Genomic DNA, 16,718 nt, shown 5'->3' on the forward strand with positions numbered 1-16,718 from the left:
CTTGGCCTCATGCAATGGTGGGAATAAGATCGGGGTTTCGCAAGGCGGTCCGCCGAATTGGTCCATCGATCAACGCATGAACTTCCGACCAGCTTGGCTCGGTGTATACGTCTTGGCTGTGTGGCGATTTATGCCTCATGCACACGCGAATGACCTCTCGAGGTGCTCTGAGTGCCTTTAATGTCTTGCCATAAAAATGCCTGGCCCCATGCGCCGTGGTTCCAGCATCCTTGTCATGAATCAGATTTAGGTCGGGATAGCGCGCAGATAGGCGCCACACTGCCTCCTGCCAGGCCTTTCTGAGAGATTTCAGAGAATAAGGATCGCCGGCGGACGAGTCGGTCTCGGTATGGGAGTCGCCTGCGGAGACTAGAAGAAAAGGGTGATCTGACATGCCCCTAGACAGCCGCCGCTCCATTAGTGCAGGGCGAATCTCGGAAAGGTAGATGGTCAGTCGCTCAAGGAACAGTTCCTCAAGCCCGAAGACGGGAAGCCAATGCAGTAGGCATTCGTGCTTCTTGTTCATCAGCATCCCTTTCCACCCAGCATGGAGTGGTCCGGAAATTTTATTGCGTGCGCGCAGGTCCGAGCTATGGCGCCGCAGGTACTCGTCGCGGCTGATGAGATGGCGTCCCTTCCTGATCTCAAAAGTCTGTGGGTGGCGGACGAGCACCTTCACTCTCCCTTGCCCTACCGAGATGTCTTCAACCCAGATGTGCAGAGGCTCAGAAACACGCATTCCTCCTCCGAACATCAGAATTGCCGCGAGTGACGCGGCATGATTTTCAGCGCGCCGCGTCTGGAAGCCTTCCTCAAGAAAAGTTCGGACAACGGGGGCGGGAAAGGATTTTGTTTCCTCGGTTAGTCGTATCGAGGCAGTCGGCGTAATGAGGCGGGCCGAAGGAGAGATGATCTCGGCTTTACGAGGGAGGTAGTATGATAGCGAGTTGTTCTCGCTGGCCTTTCGGGCTGCCGAAGCCAATCTGACCGCATCGATACCCGTCGGCTCGCTTCCTTTGCGCGCTGTCCATGGTCCCCATTGAGGGGGGTGTTGTGGCGCGAAGCCATATTTCTCGGTCTCGATGATGACATCATTCAAGCTTGAGACGATGCTCGAGACCACGCCGCTGCCTGCCGGTGCCCAAAATAGCCCGGTTGGGTCCGTCGACCCGGCAGGCCAGTCGGTAATCGTCCCAAAGATCAGATGATTAACAAATTCCTGAAGGGCAATGGTGTGCATCGGTAAAGAGCTGGAGAGAGCGTGTTGAGCTAAATGATCTGCACGCTGAACCAGGTAGTCATAGAAGATACCGACTGCGTTCATTCGTGACCTCATCCAGTTCGAACTCCTAGCGGAGTTGGCGATGAGGTAGCGCAGGCCAAGTTGAAACAGGCGTGGTCGTTGACAGTCTCCGCCCTCAAAGAGGTAGAGGGCGGGCAGGGTGAGGCCCGGAATGCTCGGATATTGCTGGGTGAGCACCATATGGTGCAAAGCGCGATGCATGGTCGGAAGGGACTTCATACGCGCACCTTTCCGTTCGCCGCCATGTCCGGCGGACGCCATTCTACAACGAGCTATTTGTGCCTGACCTGCAATGCAGTAGGCCCCTTCGCCATGGGAATGGCAGATGGGTCTTAGTATGCTGATGGGCAAAGATAGTGATGTCAATATGATGTTCTGAAAAAACGATGTTTTTGTTCGCTTTTTTCCGTGAGTGTCGAGATCTGTCGTCGATCAAAATGCAATAATAGATATGAAGTATTGAATCCTTTCGAAGTCAATTAAGATTAATTGGCATCGAATTCTTTGAAAATGGTTGGTTTAGATTTTTCCAAAGAATTTAATCCTTGCGAGGCGCTTCGCGGTCAAGGATTCGCGCGCATGCGCCGTCTGGTGCTTATGCGTGGGGTCTTATGTTTGTTTGTTCAGATATTAAGTAAATATAATGTATAAAAACTCAAAAGTAATTATAAATGCTTAATTAATACATTGGCGTCGATGATATAGCGTGATATTTCATCAGAAATATTCTCTGATGTGTTTATGCTTAGGTTTTTGAATAATTTTTTATTCGAAGTTGAGCTTGGTTTGCGCTTGGTGAGGGGGCGCGCGCTTCGGAGCGGCGCCTGATAGGAGGGAGCGTACCCTGGCCGTTCCTGGTCTTGGCCTGCCCCCGCAAGCGGGCCTTTGTGTAACGGGCTCCCGCCGCCGCGAGGCCGTTAGGCGGCGGCGATGCTGAAATGATCGAAGGAAGACCTTGGTGCTGAGCCGGCGGTAGCGGAGCCACCGCAGTCCGTAAGGCCTTTGAGCTGCGAGGAGGCGTCACCCTCGTAGCCTGCTCCTGCCGCCTTCGGTTGAGCTGTCCGATCCGGTGAGGGAGGGGGCGGGCGGTGCCGCCCCCTCCAGGGGTCGTCGGAGGGGAGAGACCGGCGCTCCGCCCTTCGTTCCTTCGACTCCGAACAGTCGCCAGGCCCGCAAGAACACGCTTCGGCAAGGATGCCGTTATTCGGGCTCAGGTGCGCGCTCTCGCCCGTGCGCTCGGCAGGCAGGCCAAAATCGACCCCATTGACGCCGACGGCATCGGCAACTTCGCCGATGCAACCCCGCCGCGGGTCCGGCCCTTGGCGTAAAGAGTGGATCGCCTCATAGCTGAATGTGGCCGGCCGCTAATGATTGTCATTGTTCGCGGCAGTGAGTGCCTCTCCATCCTGATTCTTCCGCCTGCGGAAGGGGGCAACGTCAACCGCGCGAACTGAAGTTCTGCCGATCATCTGGATTCTACTATCGCGCGCGTGAAGCGTCCTGATAGGGCGATCCCACACAACTTCTCTCCGCCATCATGCAGCTGGTTGCTGCAGGTTAGCTGCGGTGCCACAGGTGGCAGCCTACGCTAATAGGCTAGCGATGATCTGTCGCTTCGTCTGTCTCTCGCGGCAGCGTGAAGCCTTCGCCGGCATTCGGTGTTCGGCCTATGAACTGCACGCCTCTGCGTTCCAGAGTCCGCTGGATCGTGTCGTGCATTTTCACAGATAAAGTTTGGTCGCCGTTTTCTAAACGCTGCACCGTCCGACGGCTCACTCCTGCAGCATTGGCTAGGTCATCCTGCGACAGTTCCAGCAGGGTCCTAGCAGCCTTGAGAATGCGGTAGCTCACGAGCGACATTTGCACGAAGTGCGCGCTCCCAATCCTTCATGTCAATATATGGCTCTGATGCGCCATGGGGGGCAAAAAATGCGCCATGAGATCGGGGTAAAAGCGCCAAATCACACTTGAACGAATTCTTCTCCGTCAGTATCGAGGCGGCATGCCTGATTCGATGGAGGTGGACGCTGTGGGTGCCGAACTTGTTCTGTTCGCTGGCTCTAAGGGAGGCGCGGGGAAAACGCTCTCGAGCGTTCTCCTCTCGGTTGGGGCCTATCGGCGAGGGCGTGCGCCAGTCCATGTGCAAATGACGCCGCCTGGGACCAGAGCATTGGTCGCGAAGCTGTTGCGGCTGCCATTTACGGCTCTCGAAATTGTCGGATCGTCGAATTCAATTTCGGCATCCGCAATCCTTGCGGCAGCGCAATCCGGGCTTGTTGTAGCCGATCTTTCGACTGAGAGGCTCAACCTAGGAATGCTCGACGGGCCCTCGACCCGGATCATTTTTCCCGTTCGGCCGGGCAACACGGAGATTGAGTATCTCGTATACGACTTGATGGACATTTATTCGGTTCGGTTAATGCCGCGCGCGCAAGAGACCGTGGTCTATGTTTTACCCGTGGGATTTGAGGGCGCCGATATCAATTCGATAGACCTTGCTCGCTCTCTAACCAGTTTGGGATGTACTCCTTCGATAGTAGCTCAGACCCGCATTCTTCCGGCTGTTCCGATGCTCAGTGACGATGAAATTGCGTCATTGTCGAGTTCTGAATCCTGCCGGCCCTTGCCGGGTATCATCCACGCGGCAGCATCGCTTTATCTGAGCGTATTCTCCAAGCGACTTGACGCGCACGCAGGTGCATCATGAATGTGATCGACGATCTCTCTTCGGATTCCGCAGACGACCGAGCATTAAATCGCCTCTCGGCGTCCGCTGAACGCTTTCGAAAGCGCGAGGAGGCCGCCACACGTGGTGACCATCTTCCGACGTCATTTGAATTGCTCGAAGGCATGGAATTTCATCTGGGGAGCGTTCATGAAGATGCGCAAGTGTTTGCAGAGAGATTGTCCGGCCGACTGAAGCGATTGGGATGTCGCAGCCAGATCGAGGATTTGATCGACGGCGTCGATCAGCTGGCGATCGACTTGATAGACGCACCGGCGGTCCGTGCAGTGGATGAGTTGCTATTGAAGTACGCCGACCTTCTATCCAAACGCTTCGTACTGTGGAGGCTACGTGTACGGATTTATGCAGCGGCCCTAGGCGACGTACAGGCGATGTTTGACACCGCTCGGGATGCTGGGGCGATGGCGGCAATGCGATCTTCGAGTGTGGCACGTCTGGACAGCGTGTATCGTCTGGTGGGGCAGTCTCTCGGATGGATTGGATCTGCGGCGAGTGTGGATCCCGCGTACCACTGCCTAAGTGGGCCAGTGCCGTTCCGGTATGGCCGAGAGCCGGATGCTGTCGCCTCGATCTACGCGCGCGACATTCTCGGCGCATTGGAATCCAGGAATCGAGTGCTGGCCAAGGGTAACGCGAACAATCCCGGCAGCAGGAGCGAGCAAGAGCCGATCGATCAGGCTGCCAGCTTGGAGGTTGAGCAAGTCGGCGGTCCGGGGGTTGTAGTGTTCACTGCCCTGGGCAACGCGATGACCGACGAGGGGCGGAAGGTGAAATCCAGCTTTCGCCCATTCCTTCATGTACCGCTGAAGCTGGCAGAGACGCCCGATCTGCAATTGGTGAGAGACGCGCTGCGATCTGAATTTCCGTTCGCCGAACGCGAGATATCAGCGCTCCTGTCGGGTCTCGATAATCTCGAGCATGTTCACATTAGGCCGACCATTCTGGTCGGTGCTCCAGGTTCTGGGAAAACGAGATTTGGGCGGATGTTTTTGTCTCGATTGGAGCTTCCGTTCGAGATGGTCGGGGCAGCCGCTGCCGACGATGGTTCTATCGCGGGAACGCCGCGGAGGTGGTCGTCCGGAGAGCCTTGCCTCCCCGTTGCGACAATCGCTCGTTTCAAGCATGGCGGACCCGGGATCCTCATCGACGAGATCGACAAGGCCGGCACTGGTCGTAGAAACGGGAATCTGCTTGATGCCATGCTGCCGTTTCTGGAGCGCGAAACTGCATCGCGATTTCGGGACCCATATCTCGAGGCTCCGTGCGACCTTTCTCACGTCTCGTGGGTCATGACCGCAAATGAACTCGAAGTCATACCCCAGGTGTTGCGGGATCGCTGCCGGGTCGTTTTCTGGCCTACACCGACGGTCGAGCATCTACCTTCCATTAGTAAGCGGATAATCACGGAAATCGCTTTGGAGGATTCACATGACATTCGGTTCGCCTCATCGCTCGATGAGGCCGAGCTTGCGGCCGTGGCGAGTGTTTGGCCGGGAGGCTCACTTCGGAAGCTGAAACGTGTGATCGAAGTCGTCCTGCGCGCGCGACATGGTCGACATTGAGGTCGGGGTCCCCGAGCTCGGTATCGCCTCTTCAAAGAGCCAAACTGTCGTTCTCCAGAATGGTGCTGGTGTTCCAAGATGGGTGCCGCGGTCTTCGGATTGGTTGGGCTTACGTCACTACGGCCCGGTGGTGGTCCGTTAGCCGCACAAGAAAGAGGCGAGGTCGAGGTCATGGACTTGTCGGCGATCTTGTCGCCGATGGATGCATGAGACATCCTTTCTCCAAGGGCCCAACTTTCCGGTGGCCTCTAAGGAGCGATGGGTGAGCCCGGAATTGTCAGACCAGTCAGGCGTACATAATTGCGCGATCTATCTCGGCAAGCTGCATGCGGAGCTCCGATCGCGCCTCTCCGACGAGGAATGGGCATGCCTGTTTGCCAAGTTCCCCACGCCGGCAAAGGTGCAGCAAAGCCTGCTCCTGTCTGCGGCGGAAGGGCAACGCAGAAAGGCATTCTTCTGGTCGCTGCTCGACGTGTCGACCGCCCATCTCACTGGAAATGATTGCGACTTGCTGGGAGCTTATCGGGGGCCGGGCCGCGATATGGAGTGTGACCGAGACCCGGGCCAGTCACTGCATGTCACTCCATGTGTGAGCGGTTGGATTATCAGCACCTCCGGATGCGTTGCTCCGGTATCCTACGACGAGCTCAAACCGCAGGCTCGGGAAGTATTGGATGCTGATAGGCAGGATGTGATCGAGAGAATGACAGCGGAAGGTTTTTCGAATGAGTTTATTGCGTTGTTCACCTTCGCTTTTGAAAGTGGCGCTGCCGACATACGCTTTCACCAGGATGCTGAATGTCTTCCAGGCTTCCCATTGTTCGATGGTGATGACCGCGAGGCAGATGTGCAAGCGACTACGTTGGCGTAACGCGATATCACATTGAACATCGGCTAAAGAGACAGAGCGAATTCAGAACTGAACGGCAACATCAGGTGTTCTTGCGTGCAGCACTGTAATATTAGCGAGCGGCGGCCGCAGACCGGGCGCCGTCCAGCCAGTCCTGGCGCGCGGGCGCGAAGAAGTCGATGTCAATCGTGTCCTCCGTGCAGATAAATTCATGAGGTACGTTCGGCGGTATCACCAGAACGGTGCCTGCTGCCATTATGAACTTCTTGCCCTGGGAGTAGACTTCGCAGCGGCCTTCGATGATCCACGTGATCTGCTCGTAGCTGTGGTGGTGAAGGGCGAAGGTGCCTCCCTTTTTCACCATCCACTTCACGAAAGTGGTCTGGGTGCCGCCCAGATACTGACGCCGGACGAGGGGAGAAATCTGCTCGATAGGCTGGTTCGCCAGTTCGTAGAGGGTTGGCAATGTCGCCATATGAGCGCTCACGCTGGCGATGATGCCCCGGCCTGGTGCGTCGGTTACCAACGGGGGAGTGGACAGGGCAGGGGCGGAGGCCGTTGCGGGGAGGTCGACGGTGCTGATGGACGCTGTCATCTTAGTATCTCGCTGCAGAACAATAAGGGAAGTTTGTCAGGAGGGGAGAGGCGGATTGCCAGCCAGAAAATGCGCTGCCATCCGACCCAACGTTTGGTGCCTTGTGGCGTAGAGGCGTTCAGATCGTCTGCCGCTGGAAGGCGCTGACGACGACTTTGCGTTCTGCCAGGAGCGCCCGGGCCGTGTCGGCAAGAACGAGCCAAGCGCCAGCAAGAAGGGCCACGTCCTTGACCACCAAGCGCCCGGCTCCTGACAAATACGGGAAGCCGTGTTCGGCATCGCCGAGCGCAGGAACCCAAGCTTCCGGCGTGGTGATCAGAAAAGATAGTGTGATAAAAGGCGTGCCGAAGGCGAGAAACGCGCCGATCAGCCCGACCTTGCGGTTCCACAAGCCGGCGAGTGTCATGGCGCCTATGATGAGTTCGAGTGTGCCCAGCCCACGAGAGAAGCCATAGGTGTTGTTGCCGACCTGCCATTCCCGTTTCACCGGGTTCAGCTCGCCTTCATGCGTCAGGTGTGCCCCGTAATCCTTCGGGTCGTTGTAGAAGAATGACATGAAGGGGCTATTGGCGACGAAGGGCGTGATGCTGTCGGCTTCATAGGGAATGAACTTCAGAGCGCCGATCCAGAGGAAGATGATCGCGATGGCGATCTTCATGCCGGCAATGCCAATCCGACACGAGAGCGGAGCGGCAGCAATTCTGAGGCAGGTCGTGTATATTTCGTTCATCGCTTCACCATTGAACCTTGATGTGAAAAACGTTCATCGAACAAAGATGGCGCTTACGCCCGACGATGTTCGTTTGCTCAGGTGGTGGCCTCGCTCTTTACCGTGAACGGCCAGCTGACCTCGCAACCCGACGAACCGGTGTACCGGATCATCAACTGGACGCAGGGCGTATCACCGCTCTGTCCCGATCGGTGCCCCCGCTGGCCGATGGTGGACTGATCCTGGCCCCAATGGATCTCGCCCGGCCCCATCTCGAGGCGCTGACCATCCGCCGTCTCTATCCACCAGCGTCCAGAGAGCGCCGTAACCCATTGGCGCGCGGGGCTTTCGTGCCATTCGCCGACCCACCCGACCGGGAGAACGGTGAACCACACCTCTGTTGGCGCTCCCGCAAATCGCTGCATCCACATCGACGCCGCCTGTCCCCCCAGGCTGCGTGGGCTGAAACCGGTCAGTTCGCGGAAAGCCATCGCACTCAGTCCGGCGGGATCTGTGTGCATCGCCATGTAGGTGAGGTGCGGCGGGTTGGCGCTGTCATGCCCGTCGTTGGTGGCGATGCCCAGGACCTGCTCAATCTTCATGACGTTCTCCGGCATTTTGGGCTCCCCCACCAACTCAACTGATGGCGCCACGAACGAGCTCGAAAACATCGCTGCCCTTGCCGGCGAGAACCGCTTTGGCCGAGTAGAGCGCAGTGCCGAAAACCTGCTGCGGCTTGACCTTAGGCGGCATGACGAGTTCGAAACGATCCGTCACGACATCCAGCAGAGCCGGTCCGGGCTCGGCCAGCCATTGCTGTACGGCCGCTTCCAGTTCCGCGGCCCTCTCCACCCGCCGGGCCCAGAAGCCCATGGCCTGTGCCACCTTGGCGAAATCTGGATTGACCAATTCGGTGAACGCCTCGAGGAGGCCCTCGACCTTCTGCTCCAATTCGACGAAACCGAGCGTGCCGTTGTCGAATATGCAGACTTTGATGGGGAGGTTTTCCTGCACGGCGGTGAGAAGATCGCCCAGTAGCATTGCGATGCCTCCGTCCCCCGACATTGAGATGACCTGTCGATCAGGAAAGGCAGCCTTAGCCCCGAGGGCCTGCGGCATTGCATTGGCCATGGTGCCGTGGGTCAGTGAGACCAGCGTGCGGTTGGCACCCGTGGACGGAACGTGGCGGAGGCACCAGACCATGGGTGAGCCGCCGTCTGCCGCATAGATCGCATCCTGCGCCGCATGGCGGGCAATTGTTTCCGTGAGATACTGCGGATGGATCTTGCGACCCTCCTGCATGATCGCGTGCTTTTCCTGGGCCCTGAGAGCGGCATGCCGGTGATCCATGCACGCATCGAGGAAAGTGCGGTCCGTCCGCTGCTGAATCCGGGGGAGGAGCATGGTGATGGTTTCCGCGACGCCCCCAACAACCCCGAGGTCAATCGGGTGGCGTCGACCGAGATGCGTGCCGTCAATGTCGATCTGGATGATCTGCGCATTCGATGGGTAAAACTGCCGCCACGCAAAGTCGCAGCCCAGCAGAAGCAGCGTGTCGCAGGCCATCAGCGCGTGGTAGCCGGCCTCGGAGCCGAAGACGCCGGTCATGCCGACATTGAAGGGGTTATCATGTTCCAGATAGTCCTTGGCGCGCGAGGTGTGGGCGATCGGGGCGTCGAGCCTTGAGGCCAGCGCAACCACCTGTTCATGGGCCTTCTCGCAGCCAGATCCCCCATAGATCGCAATTCGCTGCCCGGCGTTGAGGGCCGCGGCAATCTTTTCAATCTCTGCGGGCGACGGACAGGTCTGGGGCTGCGGGCGATGGACCGAAAATCCCGGCTCCCCGACGGCTTCCGCCTGCGAAACGTCGGCGGGGACGATCAGGACAGCGACACCGCGCCGGGAGAGAGCCGCCTGCGCAGCCATCGCTGTTTTGCGGCGCGCCTGGGAAGGCGTCCTGATCTCGTCGCAAAATACGCTGCAACCAGCGTACACAGATTTGAAGTCGACTTCCTGCGGGAACTCAAAGCCGAGCTCATCCCGAACAATCTGGCTGGCGATCAACACAACCGGGGCGCGGTTGCGATGGCTCTCGTACAAGCCGTTGATGAAGTGCAGGCTGCCAGGACCGCAGGAACCGGCGCAAGCGCTCAGCTCACCGGTCAATAGAGCATCCGCACCCGCGGCAAGGCCGCCTGCCTCCTCGTGGCGAACGTGGATCCACCGAATATCGCTTCGGCGAATGGCATCCGTGATGTAGTTCAGAGTGTCTCCGGGAACTCCATAGCAACGCTGCACGCCGGCCAGCTGGAGAGTCTCAACAATCACTTCTGCGACGCTTTGGGGCATGTGTTGTTCTCCGGCCGGAATGCCGTGGGCCCCGTCGCCATTAGCGAAAGGCCTGACGGACGCGTCAGGTTGCGGCTTCATCTGTTGTCTACATTTATTATCCAGATGACGAAATTATACCGAATTGAGAGTGTGCCCCATACGGCGGTATAATTTGAATATACTTTGTGTTGCTGTAGTTATTTGGTGTGGATCTATGTGGTCTGTTGCAAGTGGAGTTTAAGATGTCTTCCAATGATCTGGTGATCAATCATGCTTCCGTGAGTTACAGTGGTGCCTCACTCGCCGTCGAGGGGGCCGTATCCAAGGCGATCGCCATCGGCGCCCCGGAGTGCATCGCAGTGGTCAATCAGGCCGGTGAACTTCTCGCCTTTGCCTGCATGGATGGGGCCGCAACGCTGGCGCTTGAGCCAGCCATCGCTAAGGCGAAGACTGCCGCCTCTCTGGGAATGCCTACGGGAGCGCTGCCTCAGGAGTTCGGCGCGAACCTCGCCGCGGCGAGCGCCGGAGCGATTGTCAATCTTGGCGGCGGCCTGCCAATCGTCTTCGGAGGAGCTGTCATCGGCGCGATCGGTGTCGGCTCCGGCACGACCGAGCAGGACGTAGCCGTCGCCCAGGCCGGACGTGAGGCGGTTCTGGCCGCACTGGGTGGGGCTGCATAAGCACGCCCCGGAAACGAAGGCTCCGGATAAGTCCGTGAAGGCTTTCCGGGAGACGGAGCCCACCCGAAGCATATGTGATTGCGGGCGCCGTCACGCAGCGACGGCTGCCGGTGTTGCGGCACGTCCGGGCGGGAGTGATCAGATCAAACGAGGTGAAACCATGACCGGAAACGCTCTATTTCCGACGCGCCGCCAGTTTTCTGGTGCTGCCGTCGGCGCCCTCGCATTCGTCGCTGTGGGTGGGCCGGCACTGGCCCAGACGCCGCCCCGTCCCGTCCGCGCTCATGAAGGTCGCAACGGCGGAGCCGCGACGATCAGGACGGCAGACGGAACGGAGATCTTCTACAAGGACTGGGGCAAGGGACAGCCCCTGGTCTTCCATCACGGCTGGCCTTTGTCCTCCGATGATTGGGATGCGCAGATGCTCTTCTTCGCGGAGCGCGGTTATCGGGTCATCGCACATGATCGCCGCGGCCACGGGCGCTCCACCCAGACCGACCATGGCAATGACATGGACACCTATGCCGCCGACGTCGCGGCGCTCGCCCAGCATCTGGATCTGCGAAACGCTGTTCACATCGGCCATTCCACGGGAGGTGGCGAGGTGGCGCGCTATGTCGCCCGCCACGGCCATGGTCGTGTGGCGAAAGCGGTGCTCATCGGTGCTGTTCCGCCGATCATGCTGAAGAGTGCGTCCAACCCGGGAGGCCTGCCGATGGAGGTCTTTGATGGCTTTCGTACCGCGCTTGCGGCCAACAGGGCGCAGTTCTTTCTCGACGTGGCGTCGGGGCCGTTCTACGGCTTCAACCGGACCGGGGCCAAGGTGTTGGATGCTGTCGTGCGCAACTGGTGGCGGCAAGGCATGATGGGCGGCGCGAAGGCTCATTACGACTGCATCAAGGCCTTCTCCGAGACCGATTTCACAGGCGATCTCAAGCGCATGAACGTGCCGACGCTGCTCATGCATGGCGATGACGACCAGGTGGTGCCGATCGCCGATTCCGCGGAACTCTCCATCAAGCTGCTGCCGCACGGCGAGATCAAAATCTACAAGGGCTATCCTCACGGGATGGCGACCACGCATGCGGACGTCATCAATCCGGATCTGCTGGCCTTCATCAGGGCGTGATGCAGGCGGCGGCGGTGTCCCGGACGGACGCCGCCGCCGCCTTTCGTTTCCGTCCGCTCATCTCGCGCGACGGGGGAGGCGTCAGGCCGGGGTATTGTAGTCGGTAGAACTGGCGAGCGCCTCTTGGCCGTGAAGCGCCTGGAGGCGAGCTGTCAGTGCCTGATGAATCATACGGAAGGCATCACTTCCCAGTACGAGGCGACGCGGCGGGTTGGGCTCGTTGATGGCTTCGATGATCCGCCGGGCCATCTTGGTAGGGTCGCCATTGGCGACAAAGGACGCGTCACCAAGCCTTGCCAGAAGGGCGCCGACCGGCAGCGACAGATAGGCCTCGGGCAATGCTCCGGCATTGCTCGCAGCGGCCGACCGGAAGGCCGTACGCGCGCCGCCGGGCTCCACGATGGTCACTGCGATGTTGAACGGTGCCACTTCCGCTGCAAGTGACTCGAAGAAGCCTTCCAGTCCCCATTTGCTGGCGTGATACAGCGAGGCGCCCGGGTGCGTAGCCTGCCCGCCGTAGGTCGACATGGCCAGCATGTGCCCCCCGCCTTGCGCGCGCATAAACGGCAGAGCCGCCCGCGCGACTTCGATTGGGGCCAGCAGATTTGTGTCGAGCTGCTTTCGGATCTGCTCGCTGCTCAGGCCCTCCGCGACACCGAACAGACCATAGCCGGCGTTGTTGAAGATGACGTCGATGCGGCCCAGCCGGGCGAATGCCTGTTGGACGGTGGTCTTGACGGCATCGGTGTCCGTTACATCCAGTGTCCCGATGGTCAGCAGATCGCCATAGGCATGCTGGAGGTCCGCAATGCCCGCAGTGTTGCGCACCGTGCCGTAGACACGCTCTCCACGCTCAAGCAGCTGGCGCGTGACTTCCTTGCCGAAGCCGCTGTTAATGCCGGTGATGAACCAATTTCTGGACATATCGTCGATCCTTCTCATGCGATTTCGGCAATCCAGCCGAGCGTCGCTTCGAAAATAGTTCCCCCCGCCCCTGGCTCTGCGCGAACTTTTGCGAGAGAGGCGAAAGTGCCCCGATGCTCAACGCATCTGCAGGATGAGAACGTCCGGGCTGCTGGGGTTCGTAGACTCACGCAGCCGGGAGACGTCGCTTGGCTCGACCCTGCTTCCCGTATTGCCCCATGCCGACCGCACGTAGGTCAGCACGTCCGCGATCTCCCGGTCGTCCAGAAGCTTGCGAAACGGCGGCATACGGTAGCTGTCGGGCTGTCCGTCATGGACTACACGGCCGGAACCGTTGAGCGCGATGTTGATGGCCGAGGCATCCTGTTTGGCGAGCAGCGAGGTTGCGCCGGCGAGCGGCGAGATCCATGGCCCCCTGCCGAGACCATCCGTCCCGTGGCAGAAGCCGCAGCGGGCGGCATAGATCTTTTCACCATCTGAAGGCGCCCGGCTGCTGGCCCCGGTGGCTTGATAGCGCCAGGGCGTGCCGTCCCGTTTGGGATCGCCGGGCAGGGATTTAAGGTAATATGCGATCGCGCCCAGATCCTCGTCCGACAGGAACTGCGTGGAATTGTTGAAAGCCTCGAGCATCGAGCCGAAGACGACGCCGTGGCGGTTCCGGCCGGTGCGCAGATACGATGCGATATCGGCTTCCGTCCATCGGCCAAGTCCGGTGTTGGGGTCATCGCGTAGGCTCGGTGCGTACCAGCCGTCGAGCAATGCTCCGGACAAATATGAGTCGCTACTCTGATCTAGAGCCTTCTCCTGCATGGCGAGGCCGCGAGGCGTGTGGCAGCTGCCGCAGTGACCTGCCCCTTGGACCAGATAGGCCCCCCTGTTCCAGCGTTCATCCCGTGCCAGGTCCGGCTGGAAGGGATGGGGATCCACGAAAGGGATATTCCAGAAGGCGAGAGGCCAGCGCATGTTGAGCGGCCAAGGGATGTCAGATGGCCTGTTCTCGTGTCGCGTAGCTTTAACGTCCTTCATGAAGAAGGCGTACAGCGCCTGTATGTCTTCATCGCTCATCTTCGCATAGGAAGGGTAGGGCATTGCCGGGTACAACCGGTGCCCGTCACGCGCCACACCACGACGAACAGCATTATCGAATTCGGCGAGCGTATAGGTGCCAATGCCGGTCTCCGGGTCAGGGGTGATATTGGTGCTGTAAATGGCACCGAGCGGCGTTCCCATGGCAAGGCCGCCGGTGAAGGGCGCGCCGTGCTCGACGGTGTGGCAGGCCACGCAATCCGCCTGGCGTGCGACATACTCACCCCTTCCGGGCAGATCCGTGGATGATGCGGCGGCCGTCCGGTCGAAGGGCGAGGCGGGAATGCGCGTGGCCCAATAGATCGCACCGCCCCCGCCCACGATGAGCACGGCCAGTGCCGCCACTACCACCTGCATCTTGTACTTCGGCCACCACATCTGTCCTGCCCTTGCTTCATCATATGCGTTGCCGGCCGGCGCCATTGTCGCGTTGCCGGCCGTTACATTGGGGGATCAGACCGGGATGGGGTGGGCGATGATGTCCGCGTTGAAAGCGTTCACCAGCGCATGCTCGTGCGGCCCCGGATTCGCACGGATGGCCTTTATGGCTTCGACGACGACCTCCTCGTCGGACGTCTCCAGCCCCTGCATGGTCTGGGCAATGAAATCCTCAAGCGCCATGGCGCGTGGGTCATCGCTTTTCTTGATCAGGTCCGTGTTGACCCAAGGCGGGGCGATTTCCTGGACGGAGACCGTTGTGTCGCGGAGCATGAAACGCTGGGAGAGCGCATAGGAATGCAATGCCGCTTTGGTCGCTGAATAAACGGCGGTGACGGCGAGCGGCAGATACGCCAGCACCGAGGTGTTGTAGATGATCGTCGCATGCGGGCGCATTTTCAGATGGCCAACCAGCGCCGAGGAAAGGCGGATTGGACCCAGCAGATTCGTGTCGATGATCTTCTGCGCAACGACGTCGTCAATCCGGCCAGCAGCGTTGTCGAAAGGCATGATGCCGGCATTGTTGACGAGCACGTTCAGCGACGGATGGCGCGTCACCAGCTCCCCCGCTGCGGTCTCAATCGAGGCGAGATCTGCGACATCGAGTTCGATCATGTCCATGCCGGGATTTTCGGCCACGACATCCTCAAGCAGTGCCTTGCGTCGACCGCCGATGATGACCGTATTGCCCCGGGCATGAAATGCCTCGGCGAGACCGCGCCCGATGCCCGATGCGCCGCCAGTGATGAAGATGGTGTTGCCGGTCATTTGCATAATTGCTTCTCCTCGGGCCTCGCCCGTCATGGTTCGCCCTGCCGCGGTCCGCTCCTGTGAGCAAAGTGTCGCGGTGACTAATCTTGATCTTGGCCTAACCGGACGAGAGTTGGGATGACGCAGACACGTCACTTTCGGACGTTGTGCGGTATTGTCGGTCGAGCCACCTGCGCGTGAGAAGGCTATCGGCCGTGATGGCTCGATGCGTATCCCCGTCATGTGCAGAACGCGCGTCGGCAGAAGGTCAGCCAGGCCGGCGGTCACGCTTCCCGATTGCCGTTCCGATTGATGGAGATGAGCTGACGCAGCCACTTGCGGTGGTGGCGCCAGGCCCATCCGCCGGTCACCTGCCCGTTTGTCATGGCGCTCATGGTGCCCCTGACCCAGATGGCGGCGTAGACGTGGATGATCCAGACACAGATGGCGGAAACCGCCGCCAGCGAATGGACGATGAGCGCGACGCGTTGCGTCGGAATGCTGGTGTATGTGAAGAAATACTGCTCCCACACCGTCAGGCCGGTGATGATCAGCACGATGATCAGGCCTGACACGCTCCAGAAGACGAATTTCTGGCCCGCATTGTATTTACCGAGTTCCGGCAACCGCTCCTCGTGGCCCAGCAACACGTCCCGGATCCGCGCCAGCCAGGTGCCATCCTCCGTTCGCCACAGGTTCAGCCGCCAGAAGCGGATGAACAGCAGCGAGAAGGAGAAGAACAGCACCACGCCAATCCACGGGTGGATGGCGCGGGTAAGCTGTCCGCCACCGAACAGCTTGGTCAGGAAGAATAAGTTCGGCGTGAACAGCGACAGGCCGGAAAGCGCCAGCAGGACGAGGCTGATGGCAGTGATCCAGTGATTGATGCGTGCGCCGAGGGTATATCGGTTCACGGTCAAACGTGGCTTGAGCGTCACGCTATCGCCGGGTTGCGTGTCACCGCGATAGGGGCTGGGCATGCTCATGCCTGATCATCCTTCGCCAGCTTCTCGGCCTCTTCCTCGTCTCCGGCGCTGACCTTGTTGGCGCCTGCCACCAGATAGTGGAAAGCTGCGCCAAGGGCCGCGAAGCCCATGACGCCGATGCCGAAATATTTGGTGATGCCCTTCCAGGCTTCCACGATCGGCGAGATGCGCGGATTGTCCGGAAGGCCGGCATAGATGCTCGGCTTGTCCGCATGCTGGAGCACGTACATGACGTGCGTGCCGGAAACGCCCGGCGGATCATAGAGGCCAGCGGTCTTGTAGCCGCGGGACTTCAGATCCGTGACGCGCTCGGCGGCGTGCTTCTTCATGTCCTCCTTGGTACCGAAGGCGATGGCCTGGGTGGGGCACGCCTTGGCGCAAGCAGGCCACTGGCCCTGGGCCACGCGATCGGAACAGAGCGTGCACTTGTACGCCTTGTTGTCGACCTTGGAGATGCGGGGAATGTTGAAGGGGCAACCCTTCACGCAATAACCGCAGCCGATGCAGTGGTCGTGGACGAAGTCCACGATCCCGTTGGTGTACTGGACGATCGCGCCGGGGGCCGGGCATGCCTTCAGGCAGCCCGGATCCTCACAGTGCATGCAGCCGTCCTTGCGGATCAGCCACTC

General features: G+C 59.7%; 16 protein-coding genes. 5 read left to right on the forward strand and 11 right to left on the reverse strand.

The features are described from left to right. Positions 1 to 7: 7 nt before the first annotated feature. Positions 8 to 1,522: a site-specific integrase gene (locus tag IEW24_RS25685; protein ID WP_188583759.1), complete on the reverse strand. Its 1,515-nt coding sequence runs from the start codon at positions 1,520 to 1,522 to the stop codon at positions 8 to 10. Positions 1,523 to 2,899: 1,377 nt separating this feature from the next. Further along, on the reverse strand, positions 2,900 to 3,163 hold the full coding sequence (locus IEW24_RS25690) for a helix-turn-helix transcriptional regulator (protein ID WP_244644673.1): 264 nt from the start codon (positions 3,161 to 3,163) through the stop codon (positions 2,900 to 2,902). Between the two features lie 310 nt (positions 3,164 to 3,473). Between IEW24_RS25690 and IEW24_RS25695 the strand changes: the two genes are divergently transcribed. The 3 genes from IEW24_RS25695 (at position 3,474) to IEW24_RS25705 (ending at position 6,482) form a co-directional block, all read left to right on the forward strand. Beyond that, positions 3,474 to 4,010, forward strand: coding sequence for a hypothetical protein (locus IEW24_RS25695; protein WP_188583761.1), 537 nt, complete (start codon positions 3,474 to 3,476; stop codon positions 4,008 to 4,010). Further along, positions 4,007 to 5,611 carry an AAA family ATPase gene (locus IEW24_RS25700; protein ID WP_188583762.1) on the forward strand — a complete coding sequence of 535 codons (1,605 nt, stop codon included), beginning with the start codon at positions 4,007 to 4,009 and terminating at the stop codon, positions 5,609 to 5,611. Before IEW24_RS25695 ends, IEW24_RS25700 begins: the two co-directional genes overlap by 4 nt. A 262-nt stretch (positions 5,612 to 5,873) precedes the next feature. Then, positions 5,874 to 6,482 (forward strand): DUF5983 family protein, encoded by a 609-nt coding sequence (locus IEW24_RS25705; RefSeq protein ID WP_188583763.1) that lies wholly within the window; start codon positions 5,874 to 5,876, stop codon positions 6,480 to 6,482. Between the two features lie 91 nt (positions 6,483 to 6,573). Here IEW24_RS25705 and IEW24_RS25710 read toward each other — a convergent pair whose 3' ends face one another. The 4 genes from IEW24_RS25710 to IEW24_RS25725 all read right to left on the reverse strand — a co-directional run bounded on the left by IEW24_RS25710 (position 6,574) and on the right by IEW24_RS25725 (position 10,114). After that, positions 6,574 to 7,056, reverse strand: coding sequence for a cupin domain-containing protein (locus IEW24_RS25710; RefSeq protein ID WP_188583764.1), 483 nt, complete (start codon positions 7,054 to 7,056; stop codon positions 6,574 to 6,576). Positions 7,057 to 7,174: 118 nt separating this feature from the next. Then, positions 7,175 to 7,714 carry a reactive chlorine resistance membrane protein RclC gene (gene rclC, locus IEW24_RS25715; protein ID WP_373870137.1) on the reverse strand — a complete coding sequence of 180 codons (540 nt, stop codon included), beginning with the start codon at positions 7,712 to 7,714 and terminating at the stop codon, positions 7,175 to 7,177. A 149-nt stretch (positions 7,715 to 7,863) separates the two neighbouring features. Then, a complete protein-coding gene (locus IEW24_RS25720; RefSeq protein WP_210324288.1) occupies positions 7,864 to 8,367 on the reverse strand; it encodes a cupin domain-containing protein in 504 nt (167 codons plus the stop codon). A 34-nt stretch (positions 8,368 to 8,401) separates the two neighbouring features. Next, positions 8,402 to 10,114, reverse strand: coding sequence for a thiamine pyrophosphate-dependent enzyme (locus tag IEW24_RS25725; RefSeq protein ID WP_188583766.1), 1,713 nt, complete (start codon positions 10,112 to 10,114; stop codon positions 8,402 to 8,404). A gap of 224 nt (positions 10,115 to 10,338) precedes the next feature. Here IEW24_RS25725 and IEW24_RS25730 point away from each other — a divergent pair, with 224 nt between their 5' ends. Further along, positions 10,339 to 10,776: a GlcG/HbpS family heme-binding protein gene (locus IEW24_RS25730; RefSeq protein ID WP_188583767.1), complete on the forward strand. Its 438-nt coding sequence runs from the start codon at positions 10,339 to 10,341 to the stop codon at positions 10,774 to 10,776. Positions 10,777 to 10,936: 160 nt separating this feature from the next. Then, positions 10,937 to 11,905, forward strand: coding sequence for an alpha/beta fold hydrolase (locus IEW24_RS25735; RefSeq protein ID WP_188583768.1), 969 nt, complete (start codon positions 10,937 to 10,939; stop codon positions 11,903 to 11,905). Positions 11,906 to 11,986: 81 nt separating this feature from the next. On the opposite strand, the gene IEW24_RS25740 is transcribed toward IEW24_RS25735, so the two are convergent. The 5 genes from IEW24_RS25740 to fdxH form a co-directional block, all read right to left on the reverse strand. Beyond that, positions 11,987 to 12,829 (reverse strand): SDR family oxidoreductase, encoded by an 843-nt coding sequence (locus IEW24_RS25740; RefSeq protein ID WP_188583769.1) that lies wholly within the window; start codon positions 12,827 to 12,829, stop codon positions 11,987 to 11,989. 117 nt (positions 12,830 to 12,946) lie between these two features. Then, a complete protein-coding gene (locus IEW24_RS25745; RefSeq protein ID WP_188583770.1) occupies positions 12,947 to 14,293 on the reverse strand; it encodes a c-type cytochrome in 1,347 nt (448 codons plus the stop codon). 75 nt (positions 14,294 to 14,368) lie between these two features. Then, positions 14,369 to 15,127: an SDR family oxidoreductase gene (locus tag IEW24_RS25750; protein ID WP_188583771.1), complete on the reverse strand. Its 759-nt coding sequence runs from the start codon at positions 15,125 to 15,127 to the stop codon at positions 14,369 to 14,371. Between the two features lie 260 nt (positions 15,128 to 15,387). Further along, the gene (locus IEW24_RS25755) at positions 15,388 to 16,083 is read right to left on the reverse strand and encodes a formate dehydrogenase subunit gamma (RefSeq protein ID WP_188583787.1); all 696 of its coding nucleotides are present in this window, start codon (positions 16,081 to 16,083) and stop codon (positions 15,388 to 15,390) included. Between the two features lie 2 nt (positions 16,084 to 16,085). Further along, positions 16,086 to 16,718, reverse strand: a 633-nt coding sequence (fdxH, locus tag IEW24_RS25760; protein WP_188583772.1) for a formate dehydrogenase subunit beta, incomplete at its 5' end; no start/stop codon positions are given.

The sequence above is a fragment of the Azorhizobium oxalatiphilum genome (genome assembly GCF_014635325.1).
In the GTDB taxonomy this organism is placed as follows: domain Bacteria; phylum Pseudomonadota; class Alphaproteobacteria; order Rhizobiales; family Xanthobacteraceae; genus Azorhizobium; species Azorhizobium oxalatiphilum.